The following is a 21,146-nucleotide window of genomic DNA, read 5'->3' as shown; positions in this document are numbered from 1 at the left end:
GACGGCTATCTCAGTTTTGAGATAGCCGTCTTTGTTATTATATGAAAACTTCCACTTTTTAAGTTCGTAAATAAAATTGACAACAAGTAGGTAAAGTATGATCAGAAGCTTTATCCCGCTATCCACTTATACTCCACGCTCCACAGCCTTTCCATTCCCTGTCCCTATCTGCCGTCCTGCTGTGGGGTAACCGTTTCTATCGGGGCTAGTGATAGGCAATGAATAAATGGTATAATGAGTAATGATTGGGATCCCAATCATATCATCCAATAGAAGTGGGCGCTAGTTCGTTTGTCCATTTTTATGGTATGGCACAAAAAAAAGTCTCATACACTACTGTATGAGACTTTTAAAAATAAAATAAAAACTGGCGGCGGCCTACTCTCCCGCGTTAGCAGTACCATCGGCGCTGGTGGGCTTAACTTCTGTGTTCGGAATGGGAACAGGTGAGCCCCACCGCTAAAACCACCCTAAAGGCTGTATATAAGGTTGCAGGTTAGAGGCAAAGGGATGCAGGCTTATCCTGCTTCCTAATAGCCAACATCTGCTACCTGGTTTATATTCGATAAAAACCTTCACAAAGAGGTAACCTTGCTGCACTTCCGTGCGCCATATTAGGCTATAAATCTACGGGTAATTAGTACTACTCGGCTATGACATTACTGTCTTTACACCTGTAGCCTATCAACGTCGTCATCTCCAACGACCCTTAAAAGATGTCTCATCTTGAGGCGAGTTTCGCACTTATATGCCTTCAGTGCTTATCTCTTCCAAACGTAGCTACTCAGCGGTGCACCTGGCGGTACAACTGATACACCAGAGGTTTGTTCAATTCGGTCCTCTCGTACTAGAATCAAGCCCTCTCAAACATCTAACGCCCGCAATAGATAGAGACCGAACTGTCTCACGACGTTCTGAACCCAGCTCGCGTGCCACTTTAATGGGCGAACAGCCCAACCCTTGGGACCTTCTCCAGCCCCAGGATGTGACGAGCCGACATCGAGGTGCCGAACCTCCCCGTCGATGTGAGCTCTTGGGGGAGACTAGCCTGTTATCCCCGGAGTACCTTTTATCCTATGAGCGATGGCCCTTCCATACGGAACCACCGGATCACTATGTCCTGCTTTCGCACCTGATCGACTTGTAGGTCTCACAGTCAAGCACCCTTATGCCATTACACTCTACGCACGGTTACCAAGCGTGCTGAGGGTACCTTTGAAAGCCTCCGTTACTCTTTTGGAGGCGACCACCCCAGTCAAACTACCCACCACGCAATGTCCTTCTAAAAGAAGTTAGGCTCCAAGTAAGTAAAGGGTGGTATTTCAACGTCGGCTCCACAGACACTAGCGTGCCCGCTTCAAAGCCTCCCACCTATCCTACACATTACTTACTCAAAGTCAATACGAAGTTATAGTAAAGGTTCACAGGGTCTTTTCGTCCCATTGCGGGTACTCGGCATCTTCACCGAGACTACAATTTCACAGAGCTCATGGTTGAGACAGTGCCCAGATCGTTACACCATTCGTGCAGGTCGGAACTTACCCGACAAGGAATTTCGCTACCTTAGGACCGTTATAGTTACGGCCGCCGTTTACTGGGGCTTCAGTCAATGCCTTCGGTTTAACCCTAAGCACCTTCCTTAACCTTCCAGCACCGGGCAGGTGTCAGACCCTATACTGCATCTTTCGATTTTGCAGAGTCCTGTGTTTTTGATAAACAGTCGCCTGGGCCTCTTTACTGCGGCCACCATTGCTGATGGCGTCTCTTCTCCCGAAGTTACGAGACTATTTTGCCTAGTTCCTTAACCATGATTCACTCTAGCACCTTAGGATTCTCTCCTCGACTACCTGTGTCGGTTTTGGTACGGGTTGCTTCACTTCGGCTTTTCTTGGAAGCACTTTCCCTGCAGCAGCTTCGCCCGAAGGCTAGGCCTTGACTATTCCGTCAGTCTCCAGCAGGTACGGCACTCCGTCCCCTTTTTAGTGTGAGCAAGTATGGGAATATTAACCCATTGTCCATCCACTACCCCTTTCGGGTTCGCGTTAGGTCCCGACTAACCCTCAGCTGATTAGCATGGCTGAGGAAACCTTAGTCTTTCGGTGAGCGGGTTTCTCGCCCGCTTTATCGTTACTTATGCCTACATTTTCTTTTCTATCCGCTCCACAATACCTCACAGTACTGCTTCGGCGCAAATAGAATGCTCTCCTACCAGATGTACTATAAAGTACAAATCCATAGCTTCGGTAATATGTTTATGCCCGATTATTATCCATGCCGGACCGCTCGACTAGTGAGCTGTTACGCACTCTTTAAATGAATGGCTGCTTCCAAGCCAACATCCTAGCTGTCAATGCAGTCCAACCGCGTTGCTTCAACTTAACATATATTTGGGGACCTTAGCTGTTGGTCTGGGTTCTTTCCCTCTCGGACATGGACCTTAGCACCCATGCCCTCACTGCCGTAGAACATTTATTAGCATTCGGAGTTTGTCAGGAATTGGTAGGTGGTGAAACCCCCGCATCCAATCAGTAGCTCTACCTCTAATAAACTTATATACGACGCTGCACCTAAATGCATTTCGGAGAGTACGAGCTATCTCCCAGTTTGATTGGCCTTTCACCCCTACCCACAGGTCATCCGAAGACTTTTCAACGTCAACCGGTTCGGTCCTCCACTCTGTGTTACCAGAGCTTCAACCTGCCCATGGGTAGATCACAAGGTTTCGCGTCTAATCCTACTAACTAAGCGCCCTATTCAGACTCGCTTTCGCTCCGGCTCCGGTACTTAATACCTTAACCTCGCTAGTAAAATTAACTCGTAGGCTCATTATGCAAAAGGCACGCCGTCACACCATATAGGTGCTCCGACCGCTTGTAGGCGTACGGTTTCAGGTTCTATTTCACCCTTCTATTCGAAGTGCTTTTCACCTTTCCTTCACAGTACTTGTTCACTATCGGTCTTTCAGGAGTATTTAGCCTTGGAGGATGGTCCCCCCATATTCAGACAGGATTTCACGTGTCCCGCCCTACTCATTTATCACTTAAATATGCCTTTCATATACGGGGCTATCACCCTCTACGGCCGTTCTTTCCAGAACGTTCTATTAAACATAAATTAGCTTTTGGGCTAATCCGCTTTCGCTCGCCACTACTTACGGAATCTCTTCGATTTCTTTTCCTCCGGGTACTTAGATGTTTCAGTTCTCCGGGTTTGCTCTCCAATAAATTGGAGTGACTGGTCTTCAACCAGACGGGTTGCCCCATTCGGACATCTGCGGATCAATTCGTGTGTGCCAATCCCCGCAGCTTTTCGCAGCTTACCACGTCCTTCTTCGCCTCTGAAAGCCTAGGCATCCGCCATACGCCCTTAACGATTTCTTTCCTAATAATTATATTAGTTCAGTATTTTTTGATAAATTCTCATTTATCGATATTTTTATAAACTCGGCACTCGAAAGTGCTCGGTTATCTCTTTGTGATGTCTTTACCGTTAATGTCAATGATCTTAATGTCTTCTTGTCCGTCTGATGAACAGATATTGTTTTTGGCTCTATCCGTAACTTTTAAATCAAACTTCCAAAACTGTGGAGAATAAGGGAGTCGAACCCTTGACCTCCTGCGTGCAAGGCAGGCGCTCTAGCCAGCTGAGCTAATTCCCCCTCTAGTAGACTTCAGATGTCAGATTACAGACTTTAGACCTAAATGTCTGACGTCTCATATCTGATGTCTTCCCGTCTTATAATTAGTAGTCTCGGGCAGGCTCGAACTGCCGACCTCTACATTATCAGTGTAGCGCTCTAACCAGCTGAGCTACGAGACTTTGTTATGGTAGTGAGTGATGTGTAAAAGGAAATTCCCAATTCATACATTCACTTCCCAATCTCTTTCCCTAATACTAATTTCTAGTGGGTTTTGTATTTTATATATATATCAACCAAATAAAAAACTAAAGCTTCTCTTTAAGCAAGTGCGTGTATCTTGCGATACTAATTTTGTTTATCGTCCAAAGACGCTCTAAAATGAGATGTTCCAGCCGCACCTTCCGGTACGGCTACCTTGTTACGACTTAGCCCTAGTTACCTGTTTTACCCTAGGCAGCTCCTGTTACGGTCACCGACTTCAGGTACCCCAGACTTCCATGGCTTGACGGGCGGTGTGTACAAGGCCCGGGAACGTATTCACCGCGCCATGGCTGATGCGCGATTACTAGCGATTCCAGCTTCATAGAGTCGAGTTGCAGACTCCAATCCGAACTGAGACCAGCTTTCGAGATTTGCATCACGTCACCGTGTAGCTGCCCTCTGTACTGGCCATTGTATTACGTGTGTGGCCCAAGGCGTAAGGGCCGTGATGATTTGACGTCATCCCCACCTTCCTCTCTACTTGCGTAGGCAGTCTCACTAGAGTCCCCAACTTAATGATGGCAACTAGTGACAGGGGTTGCGCTCGTTGCAGGACTTAACCTAACACCTCACGGCACGAGCTGACGACAACCATGCAGCACCTTGAAAAATGTCCGAAGAAAAGCCTATTTCTAAGCCTGTCATTTCCCATTTAAGCCTTGGTAAGGTTCCTCGCGTATCATCGAATTAAACCACATAATCCACCGCTTGTGCGGGCCCCCGTCAATTCCTTTGAGTTTCATTCTTGCGAACGTACTCCCCAGGTGGCTAACTTATCACTTTCGCTTAGTCTCTGAATCCGAAAACCCAAAAACGAGTTAGCATCGTTTACGGCGTGGACTACCAGGGTATCTAATCCTGTTCGCTCCCCACGCTTTCGTCCATCAGCGTCAGTTGTTGCTTAGTAACCTGCCTTCGCAATTGGTGTTCTAAGTAATATCTATGCATTTCACCGCTACACTACTTATTCCAGCTACTTCAACAACACTCAAGACCTGCAGTATCAATGGCAGTTTCACAGTTAAGCTGTGAGATTTCACCACTGACTTACAGATCCGCCTACGGACCCTTTAAACCCAATAAATCCGGATAACGCTTGCACCCTCCGTATTACCGCGGCTGCTGGCACGGAGTTAGCCGGTGCTTATTCGTATAGTACCTTCAGCTTCCCTCACGAGGAAAGGTTTATCCCTATACAAAAGAAGTTTACAACCCATAGGGCCGTCGTCCTTCACGCGGGATGGCTGGATCAGGCTCTCACCCATTGTCCAATATTCCTCACTGCTGCCTCCCGTAGGAGTCTGGTCCGTGTCTCAGTACCAGTGTGGGGGATCACCCTCTCAGGCCCCCTAAGGATCGTTGACTTGGTGAGCCGTTACCTCACCAACTATCTAATCCTGCGCGTGCCCATCTCTATCCACCGGAGTTTTCAATAAAAAACGATGCCGTTTCTTATATTATGGGGTATTAATCTTCCTTTCGAAAGGCTATCCCCCAGATAAAGGCAGGTTGCACACGTGTTCCGCACCCGTGCGCCGCTCTCAAGATCCCGAAGAATCTCTACCGCTCGGCTTGCATGTGTTAGGCCTCCCGCTAGCGTTCATCCTGAGCCAGGATCAAACTCTCCATTGTATGTTTGTCTGACTCACTCAAAGTTTTGACGCTTTAGTTTTTCCTTACTTGGTTGTTATATTGTATGTCAATGATCTTTATATCTTCCGCTTTTTAATGAAGCACTCTTCTCTGTCAGTGGCGCTCCATATTTGCGAGTGCAAAAGTAAAACTTTATTTTGTAATGACCAAATGTTTCTGAAATAAATTTAAAGTTTTTTAAGTAACCCTAAACCCTATCCTAAACCTTAGTCATCCCTACTCCTGCGCTCCCGTTTTATTGGGACTGCAAAGATACAAACTCTTTTTTATCTCGCAAGTTTTATTGACTAAAACTTGAAAGTTTTTTTTTCGCCTGTCTCTCTCGTAGTGTATAATGTTTATGCCCATCAAAGGGCTCTCTGCGCTACTGAATGTACTCTCGTTTTCAGTGGGGCAAAGATAGAAACTTATACCATACCCCGCAAGATTATTTAACATAAAGTTAAACCATGCGACTTAATTGTGGAAAATTACTATATCTAATCAAATGATAAAGAGCTATTTATAATATATCATATAGTTATCCACAATAATGGGGAGTAAATATTTACAATAATGAAGGAAGCTAGATGGTAGCCCATGGTCGTCTTCCATAGCTTCAATATTTAACTATACGTGCTATTGCGGGGTTGGGGAAAGCATAAGATGTACGGCAGGAATCAAGTGGATTTATGAATAAAATGATTGCAATCATTTTTCATAGGGACTTCTACATGAGAAGTGATGATAATAAATAATTAAGGTGTGAATATTTTATGGTAAGGAAAAAACTGACTTTCTGTAAAGGGTGGAGTAAAGACATTAACAGAAGCCGGATCCATATAATGAATAAAATAGATTGGCAATCACAATGGATAATATCATCCCTCAGATTCTGGTAGCCATTGATAAGAAATAGCCAGGATATTTAATAATACCTACGAGGTATCCTATGAAATAGTGGGGCTATCATATTAATAATAAAAGAAACAAGGGTTGGGATCTGGGAAATATAAATATTGAACCGTAGGCAAGTTTGGCGCACTCGGTGCCTGATGGTAAAGTAATCAAGGTAAAGGTATCACCAAATCTATGGTTTATACCGGTAAAATGGATTATGCCAAAAATCAGCAGGTGGATAAATAAAGTTTGCCCGTCTATGACTTAGCTCCGGAAGCAATTTGTAGTTTAAATACTGCTTTCTACAAGAGGCCTGGTATTATTTCCTATTGAGAGTCCTTAGGGATTACAGCAATGGGAAGCCATTCATCATAAGTAATGGATAATGAGTAATGGTTGGAGGCTTCTCAATAGTCAATGGAAGGGGGCTAGCCCCAAGCATATGATTCAGCATTAGTGCATAGTTACAGTATTGCAGATCAAATGAACGTTTACATGTTGCTTATGCCTGTGCTTAGTGGATTGGCTTGGGTTCCCTTTGTGTGTGTGTATGGATAAGGTATGGGTATGGGCTCTAGTTCGTTTGTCCATTTTTATGGTATGGCACAAAAAAAAGTCTCATACACTACTGTATGAGACTTTTAAAAATAAAATAAAAACTGGCGGCGGCCTACTCTCCCGCGTTAGCAGTACCATCGGCGCTGGTGGGCTTAACTTCTGTGTTCGGAATGGGAACAGGTGAGCCCCACCGCTAAAACCACCCTAAAGGCTGTATATAAGGTTGCAGGTTAGAGGCAAAGGGATGCAGGCTTATCCTGCTTCCTAATAGCCAACATCTGCTACCTGGTTTATATTCGATAAAAACCTTCACAAAGAGGTAACCTTGCTGCACTTCCGTGCGCCATATTAGGCTATAAATCTACGGGTAATTAGTACTACTCGGCTATGACATTACTGTCTTTACACCTGTAGCCTATCAACGTCGTCATCTCCAACGACCCTTAAAAGATGTCTCATCTTGAGGCGAGTTTCGCACTTATATGCCTTCAGTGCTTATCTCTTCCAAACGTAGCTACTCAGCGGTGCACCTGGCGGTACAACTGATACACCAGAGGTTTGTTCAATTCGGTCCTCTCGTACTAGAATCAAGCCCTCTCAAACATCTAACGCCCGCAATAGATAGAGACCGAACTGTCTCACGACGTTCTGAACCCAGCTCGCGTGCCACTTTAATGGGCGAACAGCCCAACCCTTGGGACCTTCTCCAGCCCCAGGATGTGACGAGCCGACATCGAGGTGCCGAACCTCCCCGTCGATGTGAGCTCTTGGGGAGACTAGCCTGTTATCCCCGGAGTACCTTTTATCCTATGAGCGATGGCCCTTCCATACGGAACCACCGGATCACTATGTCCTGCTTTCGCACCTGATCGACTTGTAGGTCTCACAGTCAAGCACCCTTATGCCATTACACTCTACGCACGGTTACCAAGCGTGCTGAGGGTACCTTTGAAAGCCTCCGTTACTCTTTTGGAGGCGACCACCCCAGTCAAACTACCCACCACGCAATGTCCTTCTAAAAGAAGTTAGGCTCCAAGTAAGTAAAGGGTGGTATTTCAACGTCGGCTCCACAGACACTAGCGTGCCCGCTTCAAAGCCTCCCACCTATCCTACACATTACTTACTCAAAGTCAATACGAAGTTATAGTAAAGGTTCACAGGGTCTTTTCGTCCCATTGCGGGTACTCGGCATCTTCACCGAGACTACAATTTCACAGAGCTCATGGTTGAGACAGTGCCCAGATCGTTACACCATTCGTGCAGGTCGGAACTTACCCGACAAGGAATTTCGCTACCTTAGGACCGTTATAGTTACGGCCGCCGTTTACTGGGGCTTCAGTCAATGCCTTCGGTTTAACCCTAAGCACCTTCCTTAACCTTCCAGCACCGGGCAGGTGTCAGACCCTATACTGCATCTTTCGATTTTGCAGAGTCCTGTGTTTTTGATAAACAGTCGCCTGGGCCTCTTTACTGCGGCCACCATTGCTGATGGCGTCTCTTCTCCCGAAGTTACGAGACTATTTTGCCTAGTTCCTTAACCATGATTCACTCTAGCACCTTAGGATTCTCTCCTCGACTACCTGTGTCGGTTTTGGTACGGGTTGCTTCACTTCGGCTTTTCTTGGAAGCACTTTCCCTGCAGCAGCTTCGCCCGAAGGCTAGGCCTTGACTATTCCGTCAGTCTCCAGCAGGTACGGCACTCCGTCCCCTTTTTAGTGTGAGCAAGTATGGGAATATTAACCCATTGTCCATCCACTACCCCTTTCGGGTTCGCGTTAGGTCCCGACTAACCCTCAGCTGATTAGCATGGCTGAGGAAACCTTAGTCTTTCGGTGAGCGGGTTTCTCGCCCGCTTTATCGTTACTTATGCCTACATTTTCTTTTCTATCCGCTCCACAATACCTCACAGTACTGCTTCGGCGCAAATAGAATGCTCTCCTACCAGATGTACTATAAAGTACAAATCCATAGCTTCGGTAATATGTTTATGCCCGATTATTATCCATGCCGGACCGCTCGACTAGTGAGCTGTTACGCACTCTTTAAATGAATGGCTGCTTCCAAGCCAACATCCTAGCTGTCAATGCAGTCCAACCGCGTTGCTTCAACTTAACATATATTTGGGGACCTTAGCTGTTGGTCTGGGTTCTTTCCCTCTCGGACATGGACCTTAGCACCCATGCCCTCACTGCCGTAGAACATTTATTAGCATTCGGAGTTTGTCAGGAATTGGTAGGTGGTGAAACCCCCGCATCCAATCAGTAGCTCTACCTCTAATAAACTTATATACGACGCTGCACCTAAATGCATTTCGGAGAGTACGAGCTATCTCCCAGTTTGATTGGCCTTTCACCCCTACCCACAGGTCATCCGAAGACTTTTCAACGTCAACCGGTTCGGTCCTCCACTCTGTGTTACCAGAGCTTCAACCTGCCCATGGGTAGATCACAAGGTTTCGCGTCTAATCCTACTAACTAAGCGCCCTATTCAGACTCGCTTTCGCTCCGGCTCCGGTACTTAATACCTTAACCTCGCTAGTAAAATTAACTCGTAGGCTCATTATGCAAAAGGCACGCCGTCACACCATATAGGTGCTCCGACCGCTTGTAGGCGTACGGTTTCAGGTTCTATTTCACCCTTCTATTCGAAGTGCTTTTCACCTTTCCTTCACAGTACTTGTTCACTATCGGTCTTTCAGGAGTATTTAGCCTTGGAGGATGGTCCCCCCATATTCAGACAGGATTTCACGTGTCCCGCCCTACTCATTTATCACTTAAATATGCCTTTCATATACGGGGCTATCACCCTCTACGGCCGTTCTTTCCAGAACGTTCTATTAAACATAAATTAGCTTTTGGGCTAATCCGCTTTCGCTCGCCACTACTTACGGAATCTCTTCGATTTCTTTTCCTCCGGGTACTTAGATGTTTCAGTTCTCCGGGTTTGCTCTCCAATAAATTGGAGTGACTGGTCTTCAACCAGACGGGTTGCCCCATTCGGACATCTGCGGATCAATTCGTGTGTGCCAATCCCCGCAGCTTTTCGCAGCTTACCACGTCCTTCTTCGCCTCTGAAAGCCTAGGCATCCGCCATACGCCCTTAACGATTTCTTTCCTAATAATTATATTAGTTCAGTATTTTTTGATAAATTCTCATTTATCGATATTTTTATAAACTCGGCACTCGAAAGTGCTCGGTTATCTCTTTGTGATGTCTTTACCGTTAATGTCAATGATCTTAATGTCTTCTTGTCCGTCTGATGAACAGATATTGTTTTTGGCTCTATCCGTAACTTTTAAATCAAACTTCCAAAACTGTGGAGAATAAGGGAGTCGAACCCTTGACCTCCTGCGTGCAAGGCAGGCGCTCTAGCCAGCTGAGCTAATTCCCCCTCTAGTAGACTTCAGATGTCAGATTACAGACTTTAGACCTAAATGTCTGACGTCTCATATCTGATGTCTTCCCGTCTTATAATTAGTAGTCTCGGGCAGGCTCGAACTGCCGACCTCTACATTATCAGTGTAGCGCTCTAACCAGCTGAGCTACGAGACTTTGTTATGGTAGTGAGTGATGTGTAAAAGGAAATTCCCAATTCATACATTCACTTCCCAATCTCTTTCCCTAATACTAATTTCTAGTGGGTTTTGTATTTTATATATATATCAACCAAATAAAAAACTAAAGCTTCTCTTTAAGCAAGTGCTTGTATCTTGCGATACTAATTTTGTTTATCGTCCAAAGACGCTCTAAAATGAGATGTTCCAGCCGCACCTTCCGGTACGGCTACCTTGTTACGACTTAGCCCTAGTTACCTGTTTTACCCTAGGCAGCTCCTGTTACGGTCACCGACTTCAGGTACCCCAGACTTCCATGGCTTGACGGGCGGTGTGTACAAGGCCCGGGAACGTATTCACCGCGCCATGGCTGATGCGCGATTACTAGCGATTCCAGCTTCATAGAGTCGAGTTGCAGACTCCAATCCGAACTGAGACCAGCTTTCGAGATTTGCATCACGTCACCGTGTAGCTGCCCTCTGTACTGGCCATTGTATTACGTGTGTGGCCCAAGGCGTAAGGGCCGTGATGATTTGACGTCATCCCCACCTTCCTCTCTACTTGCGTAGGCAGTCTCACTAGAGTCCCCAACTTAATGATGGCAACTAGTGACAGGGGTTGCGCTCGTTGCAGGACTTAACCTAACACCTCACGGCACGAGCTGACGACAACCATGCAGCACCTTGAAAAATGTCCGAAGAAAAGCCTATTTCTAAGCCTGTCATTTCCCATTTAAGCCTTGGTAAGGTTCCTCGCGTATCATCGAATTAAACCACATAATCCACCGCTTGTGCGGGCCCCCGTCAATTCCTTTGAGTTTCATTCTTGCGAACGTACTCCCCAGGTGGCTAACTTATCACTTTCGCTTAGTCTCTGAATCCGAAAACCCAAAAACGAGTTAGCATCGTTTACGGCGTGGACTACCAGGGTATCTAATCCTGTTCGCTCCCCACGCTTTCGTCCATCAGCGTCAGTTGTTGCTTAGTAACCTGCCTTCGCAATTGGTGTTCTAAGTAATATCTATGCATTTCACCGCTACACTACTTATTCCAGCTACTTCAACAACACTCAAGACCTGCAGTATCAATGGCAGTTTCACAGTTAAGCTGTGAGATTTCACCACTGACTTACAGATCCGCCTACGGACCCTTTAAACCCAATAAATCCGGATAACGCTTGCACCCTCCGTATTACCGCGGCTGCTGGCACGGAGTTAGCCGGTGCTTATTCGTATAGTACCTTCAGCTTCCCTCACGAGGAAAGGTTTATCCCTATACAAAAGAAGTTTACAACCCATAGGGCCGTCGTCCTTCACGCGGGATGGCTGGATCAGGCTCTCACCCATTGTCCAATATTCCTCACTGCTGCCTCCCGTAGGAGTCTGGTCCGTGTCTCAGTACCAGTGTGGGGGATCACCCTCTCAGGCCCCCTAAGGATCGTTGACTTGGTGAGCCGTTACCTCACCAACTATCTAATCCTGCGCGTGCCCATCTCTATCCACCGGAGTTTTCAATAAAAAACGATGCCGTTTCTTATATTATGGGGTATTAATCTTCCTTTCGAAAGGCTATCCCCCAGATAAAGGCAGGTTGCACACGTGTTCCGCACCCGTGCGCCGCTCTCAAGATCCCGAAGAATCTCTACCGCTCGGCTTGCATGTGTTAGGCCTCCCGCTAGCGTTCATCCTGAGCCAGGATCAAACTCTCCATTGTATGTTTGTCTGACTCACTCAAAGTTTTGACGCTTTAGTTTTTCCTTACTTGGTTGTTATATTGTATGTCAATGATCTTTATATCTTCCGCTTTTTAATGAAGCACTCTTCTCTGTCAGTGGCGCTCCATATTTGCGAGTGCAAAAGTAAAACTTTATTTTGTAATGACCAAATGTTTCTGAAATAAATTTAAAGTTTTTTAAGTAACCCTAAACCCTATCCTAAACCTTAGTCATCCCTACTCCTGCGCTCCCGTTTTATTGGGACTGCAAAGATACAAACTCTTTTTTATCTCGCAAGTTTTATTGACTAAAACTTGAAAGTTTTTTTTTCGCCTGTCTCTCTCGTAGTGTATAATGTTTATGCCCATCAAAGGGCTCTCTGCGCTACTGAATGTACTCTCGTTTTCAGTGGGGCAAAGATAGAAACTTATACCATACCCCGCAAGATTATTTAACATAAAGTTCATATTTGCTTCCCTTTTTTCCATAAGCCCCTGGAATGCAGGGACAAAAAATTTTAAACAAATGTTTGGAAGAGGGGGAGCAAGCGTGGGAGGGTTGGAGGGCGGGAGGGCAAGTGGGGAGAAACGGGGGCATTTGCAGTCATTATATAAGGGATGGGTAATGGGTAATGGAATATATCCTATATAGTATATAAATGGGGGTTTTTAGGAAACAGGGTGTTTTCTATAGGTTTTGGCTAAAGCCCATCACCAGTGAATAGGTGTAGGCAGGAGATGGATTTTCGTGGAGGACCTCATCCCTAGCCCTGATAGGAATGGTTACCCCACAGCACGCAGTGGAATGATGATGGATCCAAGCGGTGGGGAGCCTGGGAGCGAGGAGTAAAAATGGAGAGCAGGAAAAAGCTCCTAATAAATTTTAGGGTTTAAAGGTAAAAAAGTGTGGGTGTGGGAGAATGTGAATGCGATGATAAAAAGTTCATCTTCTTCAACGAGATAATCAGAGAAAACGTTTAACTAATATCCTATAGGTAAAGTAACCGATAAGGCAGCCAATGGTATCGGCAACGATATCCAATGTTTCCATGGATCTTCCTAGCCCCATCTCTTCCTGTAGTATTTCAGTAAGGAATGCATATATAAGGATGATCTGAAAGAAGTAAGAAAATTTTATTCGGGGGAATGCGGCAATGAAAGAAAAGCCAAGGGCTGCAAATATTCCTAAGTGCAAAACCTTATCGATACCGCTGAACATGAACCAGTACTCATGGTTCTCTTCTCCTGGCTTGAGAAGCATATAAGTAAGAAATGCCCAATAAATGGGCAATATCTTACTAAATATTTTTGAAATCTTATCCAATGATTGCTTGGTAATCTTCTGCAGAAAGCAATTCAGACTGATCTGCACCGTCAGCAAGTTCTAACTTGATGATCCATCCGTTTCCATAAGGATCTGTATTTAACAGTTCAGGCTGGTCTTCTAATTCTGAGTTGAATTCAATAACTTTTCCTGAAATAGGTAAGAATAAATCTGAAACAGTTTTTACTGCTTCTACACTTCCGAAAACGTCTCCGCCATTAAGGTCATCATCCACTGTATCTACATCTACGTATACGATGTCTCCAAGTTCTCCCTGAGCGAAGTCTGTAATACCGATTGTAGCAACATTTCCCTCGATCTTAATCCATTCGTGATCTTTCGTGTACTTTAATTCTGATGGTGTGTTCATTTTTTAATTTTTATTTTGTACAAATGTATTCAAAATTATACTAGCTTCAAATATTGGATATGAAAAAAGTCCTTCAAAACTGAAGGACTTTTAAGTTTATATCATTTCTAGAATCCGCCTCCGGAGTCACCGAATGTAAATGTTGCGGAGATACCTGCTCTAATCGTAGACAGCGGGAATGCTGTTGAGATTTTATACTTTGAGGTCATTTGTTCGTAGAAGACTCTCAGGTTCAAGTTTTCGGAGACGTTATAGTCTGCAGAAAGTTTGATGTTTAAAAGTCTCTGCCCTCCTGTTATTTGCGAATCATTCAGCAGGATATTCATAATAGAGGTTTTACTGTCTCTTAGTGAAATATCTCCTCTAATGTTAAGATCGCTTCCTTTTCCTCTGGTTCCTCTTCCTCTTATGTTAGCTGTTCCCAGTCTGAAGTTTCGGACGATGTACCCTAATCTTACTACATATTCTGAGTTGGAATCTTCTGTTAGTGTATGGTTCACCAATCCCAGTACCATCATTCTGTTTTTGTTGTACTGTAACCCGAACTGCATATTGTTTCTCATGGTAACATCTACTCCGATAAGTGGTGAGAAGGATTCTACGTATCCGACCTGCGCAAAAGTGTAAGGATTTATTTTATCTCCCTCACTCTTCGTCCCTGCATCATCTATTATCTGGTAGTAACCATTTGGGTTTCCGTGATAGTCTATATTACTTTGAATTCCTGTTGCGGTATAGGTTGCTGTATACCCATGCAGGATGTCAAACTTCGTAAACTGCCCACTGATTATTGGAATATTTTTTAATCCTGAATAAGTAATTCTCCAGTTTGGTAATGGCATTCCTGATTTTTTAGGATTACCCATTGGTGTAATGGATTTTCCTTCAAGGGCTGCTCTAAATGCTGGTATTAAAACATAGGCATTGGCTATACTGTAGTGCTTAGCAAATCCGTTGTTATCTATTTCTGCATTTGGTCCTCCCAATTGTAATGACATTGCTCTTGCATTCTCTCTGATTGCCTGATAAACTGCCTGCCCATCCTTAAATGATGAACTAAGAAGTATCGCAGAATTGGAATAGGTTACCATATCTGTAGCGAATGTAAAACCAGTATCCGGAACTCCTCCATTGGTATAATTAAACCCTGTATGCGAGAAGTTGCTGTTAAAGTTATGCAACACGTTAAAATCAATTCTGAAATCATTCATTGGCATCATCTGTAGATTGGCCCTCAATTCCTTGGTTGACATTCTTACATATGGATCCGTCATAAAATTAGAGCCACTCACCCAACCATTTTCCATTACTGTTCTTCTGATATCTGCCTGAGATCCTAACAGGAATCCGATGGTAGGTCCTCCTAATGTCTGGCCAGAGCCATACCAGTTTGGAGCGGATAATAATCCCGGAAGTACTGTACCATTGTTTTCTGTATAGCTCACATCCAACTGCTTGAATGAAGTCAGGAAGAATGCTGCACTTTGAAGTACGGTAAGCTTATTTTTGAATTTATAGCTCTTATATCTGTATCTGTTCTTTTCCCATTGCTTCGTATACACATTGTTCAGGGAATCCATTTCCTGCTTACGTTTCTGAAGCTTGGTATTAATATTTTTAAAATAGTTAAACTGTCCAAAGAACTTAGGGATATCTGCTGTTGCTGTTGCCTGAATAACATTGGTATTTTGACCTATAGACCCTAAGCTTCCTTCAGGACTTGCAAGGAGTGCTGTAGATCTAGCGTTCCAGTTATAAGTGAATCCATAGCCAATTTCTGCATCAATGAAATCCAAATACGGAAGATACTGGAACGGCAGCTTATAATTCAGCTGTGCTCTATGGTTATACAATACCGGTCTACCCGATCTGAATACATTTCCGAAAATGGATTTGCTATCCATCATATTAACATCCATGTTATCATTAAGCGTTCTGGTTGATGAATTAATTTCAAGCTTTAATGATTTTGTAAAGTTGAACCCTAACCCATACTGCCATCCAAAGTAGAAGTTTCTGTTTTTGATAGCCTCCATATCACCGCCGGCATTACCACCTAAAATAGCTTCAATATTTCTGAACTCGAGTTCATTGTAGTTTCTGTCAATTTCAGTTCTGAAAGATAGTCTTGTCGGGATAGGATTGATATTGAATTCTTTCACCCATCTTAGGTACTTCGTTGATTTCGCAGTATCACTAATCATTTTGTTGAAAGGCTTCAAAACCCATGGCTTGAAAGTGTAGTTATAATCAATATACCCTCTAAGGTACTGTCTGTAGTTTCTCTTGGTATAAATATCTCTGAAATAGTCATCGTTATACACCGCAGTTACCGAAACGTTTTCAATATCATAGAACTTAGGTTTTTTATTCTGATTTACTCTTTCTTTACGCATATTCACAACTCCAATACTTCTTTGCTGTGTATACGTTCTTGCTACTTTTTTAAGTTGCTCTCTGTTCGGTGCCTTACTAAATTCAACATCGGTATCCAAAGGATTGTACTTAGGATCTTCAATGGTTTGTGAATAGGAATAATTTAAAGGAATTTTCACTCCTGTTTTTTCCGGAAGTAACTTATCTACATTAACTGCAGTATTAATGCTAAATGCTGATTGGGTAGACTGATTTCTTTCTGCCGGTTTTGAATCAATATTTCCAAATCCAACTGAAGTATAGGATGCATTGGTATTAACGGTAGCAAAATCTCCAAGGTTGAAGTTTAAGCTTGCATTTCCGGCATACCCGCCATCATTTTCAATTTCAGAAAGACGAATTTCATTTACCCAAAGAATTCTATCTATTGGTGTACCTGATTCACCTCTAGCTACTCCATTCTTAATACCGATCATAATGGTTGTTACATTCCCTAAACTTGGACGTCCCTTAATATAGATTCTTTTAAAGTTATCTCCTTCTGCAAAAGTAGGATCAAGGAATCTTTCTGTAATTCTATTAGAATATAGTTTATCTCTTCTGATCTTGGCATCCACAAAATTCTGGATGTCAAGATTCACTTCATTTTCAAATGGCCAAATTTCCATTGGAGCTGTTGAAGTAGCTGATGTTAATTTCAAAGATGCTTCATATTCATAATAGTTATCTGTAGCATCATTTCCAAAACGAATGAAGAACTTTGTTCTTTTATCCATTTGCCCAACATTTACATCTCGGTTTGCAGGATCATGAGCATGTACAAAAAGTTTAAGCTTTTTATATCTTCTCATATCCAGGGTAGTATTTTTAAATACTCCTTTTGCCTTACCTACAGCAAGAGCATTAGCTTTCATATATAATGAAGCTTCGTTCTGTCTCTGTGCTCCTGCATTTCCACTCAACACCTGTCTGTCTATTCCCGGAGGCAATACGTATGGAGGTTGATTAAATGCATTTTCTTCTATATTTACACTTCCTACCTCTAGTTTTCCAATCTCAGTATCATCTGCTGCGCCCTCATCCGGAGATGGTTCTGATTCTGCATTTGAAAAAGTAGCAAGATTTTTAGGATATTTTCTCCAGTCTGATCTTACAAGATCCATAGTACCAAATCTCAAGGTTGAAGTATTTTCAAATCCTGCTAACATTAGCCTTGCAAATCTTACATTGTTAAGCACAGTTGGGTTATGAGAACCTTCCACTGGATCGTACTGAGAAACAGGTATTCTGAACAAGTACCATTTTACATCAGCAGACTGTCCGTTCTGGAAAGCTCCTTTTACTGTTTTTACATCAACAATATTATTAACTCCTAATGCTAAACTTGGTTGATCAAGCTTCACTTCATACTGGTTGTAGTTTTCAATTTGATCCAGATTATAATCTCTGTTGATATCTTCTGCATCAGGAGTCTGTGAAGAAACATTTAAAGAGTTTGCTTCTGAGTTCCCGTCCGGGTTTCTGAAATACTTGTATCGTTGCACAAGAGAAGCAGCCTGGCTTCCTGTAAATTTATCAGACAAATAAAATACAAAGTCATCCACCGCAGGGTCAACAATATTTGTTACCGGGTTTACGAATGTATTTCCGAATCTCATTGCTTCCTGGTCTGAACTTAACCCATCATACCCAACGTCCTGTGATTTTCTGCCCTCTCCTTCAGTAGAGAATGCATATAAAATAGGTGGTTGCTTTGGTTGTACTCCCCAGGTTGAAGTGGTGGTAGATGGTGATGATCCTGGTTCAGGAAGACCATTTTCATACAACATTTTTCCATCCTTAAGAATATCTTCAGATACATTTCCTAAGTGTAACAAAAGTCTTGCATTGGTTCCCAATTTATTACCATCTGCATAAGGGTCCATCATCCAGAATTCTACATACTCAATGTTTGAGCTTACAAAGTTCGGAACGCTGATAGGTCTCATAATACCAGCCCATCTGCTGTCTGCCTGTTCCGTTCCCGGATTCACGTTGTAAGGTCCTTTTTCACCTGGGAAATAGGATATATCGAATGTATTTGTATAGGTTTGCTCTCCTGCTACAAAATCTCTATTATTATAAATTTCAGAGTACTGAACTCTTCTTGAAGCGTGGTTGGATACTGACTGTGGAGTAATTCCTGTTGGAGCCTTACCTCCCACTCCCCAGAATCTTGGGTCAATGTTATACCATGATAACAGTCCTCTTCCATAACCGCTCGTTAGCTCATCACTAGCTGGCGGTATATTGAAAGGTGGTAATGTGTTTTTTTCTGGTCTTGAAGCTAAGCTCCATGCTGCCGGTTCTTTTAAAGAGATCTTAGAAGTTGTCTGCTCAAAGTCATCAATATAAGATTGGTTATTGGTAGCTTTATTCAATCCCGGAATAAGGTATGCCCCTTCCATCTTAAAGTTGATGTTGGATGGAGCCTCAGTTTTCACTAATGGTAGTTTATCCGTAAACCTGGTTAGGAAAGGAGCCTGATTGTTATACATCAAGTTGATCCCAGCCATGGTGTTATTAACAGCTTCCTGCCCAAAATTTACTTTCTGGGTAAGCGGAGATTCTGAATAGTTGATTACTGTTCCGCCTAAAATAAAGTTCTCATTAAATCTTCTTTCTAAATTTAATCCCAAGAATCTTTTTCTCTGGGTATTAAATGTCAATTGGTTTTCTAGTGAGATATTGATTGCCTGTCCGGACTGTTTTACATTTTCATTAATGATCGTCACCGTTCCCAGCATGTAGTCTACCGTATAGTCTACTCCTTCAGAAAGCTGTACTCCATTTGCAGAAACCTTTACAGATCCCTGTGGAACGTTTACAGCGCCTAGGGAAATCCCTTGTCCCTGAACTCCTTTATAACGGCCTTCTATGGTATACCATTGAGGAATGGTAGTTTGGTTTGCCGGTTGTTTTATTTTATCATACAAATCATGGAAAACATACTTGGGATCATTCCCTACCAAACTCTGCATATAGTCACCAAAAGGCTGTACCTTGGTAAAGATGATTCGTCCATTTTCGGGCCTGACTGTAACCCCGTTGACAAAGTCAAAGATACCGTCTCCTTTTGTTCCGTCTTTATTATTCTGAATGTCTCCATTCACATTAAGACGGTCCCAGTTCAATAGCTTCAATAAGTTTTGATCTTTAACAGCCGGCACATCCGGAAGATAATTTACCTTACCTCCGGTCTTCTGATCTCTATAATATACGTTAAGAATAAATCCGTCTGGAGAAACCTGACCGGCATCCAAAGAATAAATATTCTTCATCATTAGCTTCCACATTGGAGAAGCCGGGTCTACACTGTTATTTACTCTTAGTACTTTAGTGATCAAAACAGGGCTTTCTTCAGAGAATTCCCCTACTTTGTATACTTTACTGCTTCCATTTACTGTATATGAATAAGAAACAGCCAAAAGCTGCTGATCATTCAGTTTTTGATTTAATGAAAGATATCCTAGCTGTGGTTGAAATATATATTCGTTAGAGTTTAGTTTTCTAGCTTTGGTATTAAAGATATAGTGTTCACCATTTCTATAGGGTTCTGTACTTCCCGGAAAAGTCTTTCCCTGAAAAACAGCATCATAATTCTTACCTGCCTCTCTGGTTCCTGCGGTGGTTGAAACTTCATTATACAAATCATTTAGAGAGTTGTCTGGTAATGATCCTCCTCCTTCTCCCAAGTCTCTGATCCCGATAATACTCTTTTGGTACGCCAGGTTACTATTCCCCTGATCCAATACCCAAACTTCTAGTCTGGTAATATTAATGGTGGAATTGATCTGTGGATAATTAAGTAAGGCATTATCATACTTATCCAAAAAGTAGTGTCCTAAAAAGTAGTGCTGATTCTCTTCATAGTCATTGGCATTTACTTTAAAGTTGTTCATTACACCACCACCCTGTACTACAATATTTCTGGCTTCACCTTGTTGCTGGGAAAGAACAACAGTTCCAAAGGTTTTACCCAACTGAAATTCTGTCTTTACCCCAAACAATGATTGCGAACCACGAATCAAGCTTGTAGAAAGTGGCATGTTTACGTTACCAAATTCAACTCTTTTTATGATTTTATCTTCTCCTCCTTCGTTAGGTTTATCTACATTTCCAAGGCCTTTACTTTGAAGATCTTTCCAGCTTCCTTTTGCCTGCCAAACGAGGTTCATTCTGTTTTCAAACGCGAAACCACTTTGGGTATCATAATTGGCCTTCAACTGAAGGTTCTCTCCCACTTTACCCAATAATCCCAGCTGAATTCTCTGGTCTATATCAAAAGTAAAGCTGGTCCTGTTCTGTGGAAGGATCAGCGGGTTATCTATTTTCTGGTAAAGTCCTGCGAAGTCAATGGATGCATACCCTGAAGGAATGATCTCAATTTTGTTTCCACCGAATATGGTTTCAAACAATTTATTATTGATCATCAGAGATGGGATGAGTCCCTTCTTTCTGGCATCAGATTTGTCTTTTCTGAAAAGGAGATTATATTTTTCCGATTTTTCCTTATAGTATGCCTTGGTCTGGGTAGCGAGCATATATTCTTTATACTCTTCCGGAGACATGGCAGTAGGAGGACCGGTAATTGTATTTCCAATTTTAGGATATACATAGTACATCCCGGTCTTTATATCGTAATAGGCCTCGTACCTTGTAGGGTCTGCCACTTCATATTGTTTTCTTATGATCGCCGTGTCTTTTACCTGCTGTGCAAAGGCACTGACAGACATAAACAGGAACGATAGGAACAAAAATATGTTAAGATGCTTATTAT

5 protein-coding genes, 4 tRNA genes and 6 rRNA genes are annotated in these 21,146 nt (G+C 43.0%); 1 reads left to right on the top strand and 14 read right to left on the bottom strand.

What is annotated here, in order from left to right:
* Nucleotides 1–126: 126 nt before the first annotated feature.
* From EG359_RS22825 to EG359_RS17960, 11 genes are all read right to left on the bottom strand, one after another.
* Nucleotides 127–261 carry a hypothetical protein gene (locus tag EG359_RS22825; RefSeq protein ID WP_262488041.1) on the bottom strand — a complete coding sequence of 45 codons (135 nt, stop codon included), beginning with the start codon at nucleotides 259–261 and terminating at the stop codon, nucleotides 127–129.
* A 104-nt stretch (nucleotides 262–365) separates the two neighbouring features.
* Nucleotides 366–473, bottom strand: a 5S ribosomal RNA gene (rrf, locus tag EG359_RS18005).
* Nucleotides 474–617: 144 nt separating this feature from the next.
* Nucleotides 618–3,380: ribosomal RNA gene (locus EG359_RS18000) — 23S ribosomal RNA — on the bottom strand.
* 204 nt (nucleotides 3,381–3,584) lie between these two features.
* Nucleotides 3,585–3,658: transfer RNA gene (locus EG359_RS17995), tRNA-Ala, on the bottom strand.
* Nucleotides 3,659–3,745: 87 nt separating this feature from the next.
* Nucleotides 3,746–3,819 (bottom strand) — tRNA-Ile (locus EG359_RS17990).
* 197 nt (nucleotides 3,820–4,016) lie between these two features.
* Nucleotides 4,017–5,533, bottom strand: a 16S ribosomal RNA gene (locus tag EG359_RS17985).
* Nucleotides 5,534–7,090: 1,557 nt separating this feature from the next.
* Nucleotides 7,091–7,198, bottom strand: a 5S ribosomal RNA gene (gene rrf / locus EG359_RS17980).
* A gap of 144 nt (nucleotides 7,199–7,342) precedes the next feature.
* Nucleotides 7,343–10,104: ribosomal RNA gene (locus tag EG359_RS17975) — 23S ribosomal RNA — on the bottom strand.
* 204 nt (nucleotides 10,105–10,308) lie between these two features.
* Nucleotides 10,309–10,382, bottom strand: a tRNA-Ala gene (locus tag EG359_RS17970).
* Between the two features lie 87 nt (nucleotides 10,383–10,469).
* Nucleotides 10,470–10,543, bottom strand: a tRNA-Ile gene (locus EG359_RS17965).
* A 197-nt stretch (nucleotides 10,544–10,740) separates the two neighbouring features.
* Nucleotides 10,741–12,257, bottom strand: a 16S ribosomal RNA gene (locus EG359_RS17960).
* Together the 16S, 23S and 5S rRNA genes with 4 tRNA genes alongside form the textbook arrangement of a ribosomal RNA operon.
* Nucleotides 12,258–12,783: 526 nt before the next feature.
* On the opposite strand from EG359_RS17960, the gene EG359_RS22820 reads away from it, so the two are divergent.
* The gene (locus EG359_RS22820) at nucleotides 12,784–12,909 is read left to right on the top strand and encodes a hypothetical protein (protein ID WP_262488043.1); all 126 of its coding nucleotides are present in this window, start codon (nucleotides 12,784–12,786) and stop codon (nucleotides 12,907–12,909) included.
* Between the two features lie 312 nt (nucleotides 12,910–13,221).
* Here the strand turns inward: EG359_RS22820 and EG359_RS17955 are convergent, their stop codons facing one another.
* The 3 genes from EG359_RS17955 to sov form a co-directional block, all read right to left on the bottom strand.
* Nucleotides 13,222–13,629: a VanZ family protein gene (locus EG359_RS17955; protein WP_394343622.1), complete on the bottom strand. Its 408-nt coding sequence runs from the start codon at nucleotides 13,627–13,629 to the stop codon at nucleotides 13,222–13,224.
* Complete coding sequence (gene gcvH, locus EG359_RS17950) at nucleotides 13,574–13,951, bottom strand: glycine cleavage system protein GcvH (protein WP_045492676.1); 378 nt, start codon at nucleotides 13,949–13,951, stop codon at nucleotides 13,574–13,576. Before gcvH ends, EG359_RS17955 begins: the two co-directional genes overlap by 56 nt.
* 107 nt (nucleotides 13,952–14,058) lie before the next feature.
* A complete protein-coding gene (gene sov, locus EG359_RS17945; RefSeq protein WP_123867520.1) occupies nucleotides 14,059–21,102 on the bottom strand; it encodes a T9SS outer membrane translocon Sov/SprA in 7,044 nt (2,347 codons plus the stop codon).
* Nucleotides 21,103–21,146 lie beyond the last annotated feature (44 nt).

Source organism: Chryseobacterium joostei (assembly GCF_003815775.1).
GTDB classification, from domain to species: domain Bacteria; phylum Bacteroidota; class Bacteroidia; order Flavobacteriales; family Weeksellaceae; genus Chryseobacterium; species Chryseobacterium joostei.
Note: the sequence above shows the minus strand (reverse complement) of the source record. Positions and strands in the feature narration are given on the sequence as shown.

Excerpts from the sequence above, each read along its gene's own strand:
- EG359_RS22825 (WP_262488041.1), bottom strand. The coding sequence starts at position 261 with ATGATTGGGATCCCAATCATTACTCATTATACCATTTATTCATTGCCT.
- EG359_RS22820 (WP_262488043.1), top strand. The coding sequence starts at position 12,784 with ATGTTTGGAAGAGGGGGAGCAAGCGTGGGAGGGTTGGAGGGCGGGAGG.
- sov (WP_123867520.1), bottom strand. The coding sequence starts at position 21,102 with ATGTCTGTCAGTGCCTTTGCACAGCAGGTAAAAGACACGGCGATCATA.
- gcvH (WP_045492676.1), bottom strand. The coding sequence starts at position 13,951 with ATGAACACACCATCAGAATTAAAGTACACGAAAGATCACGAATGGATT.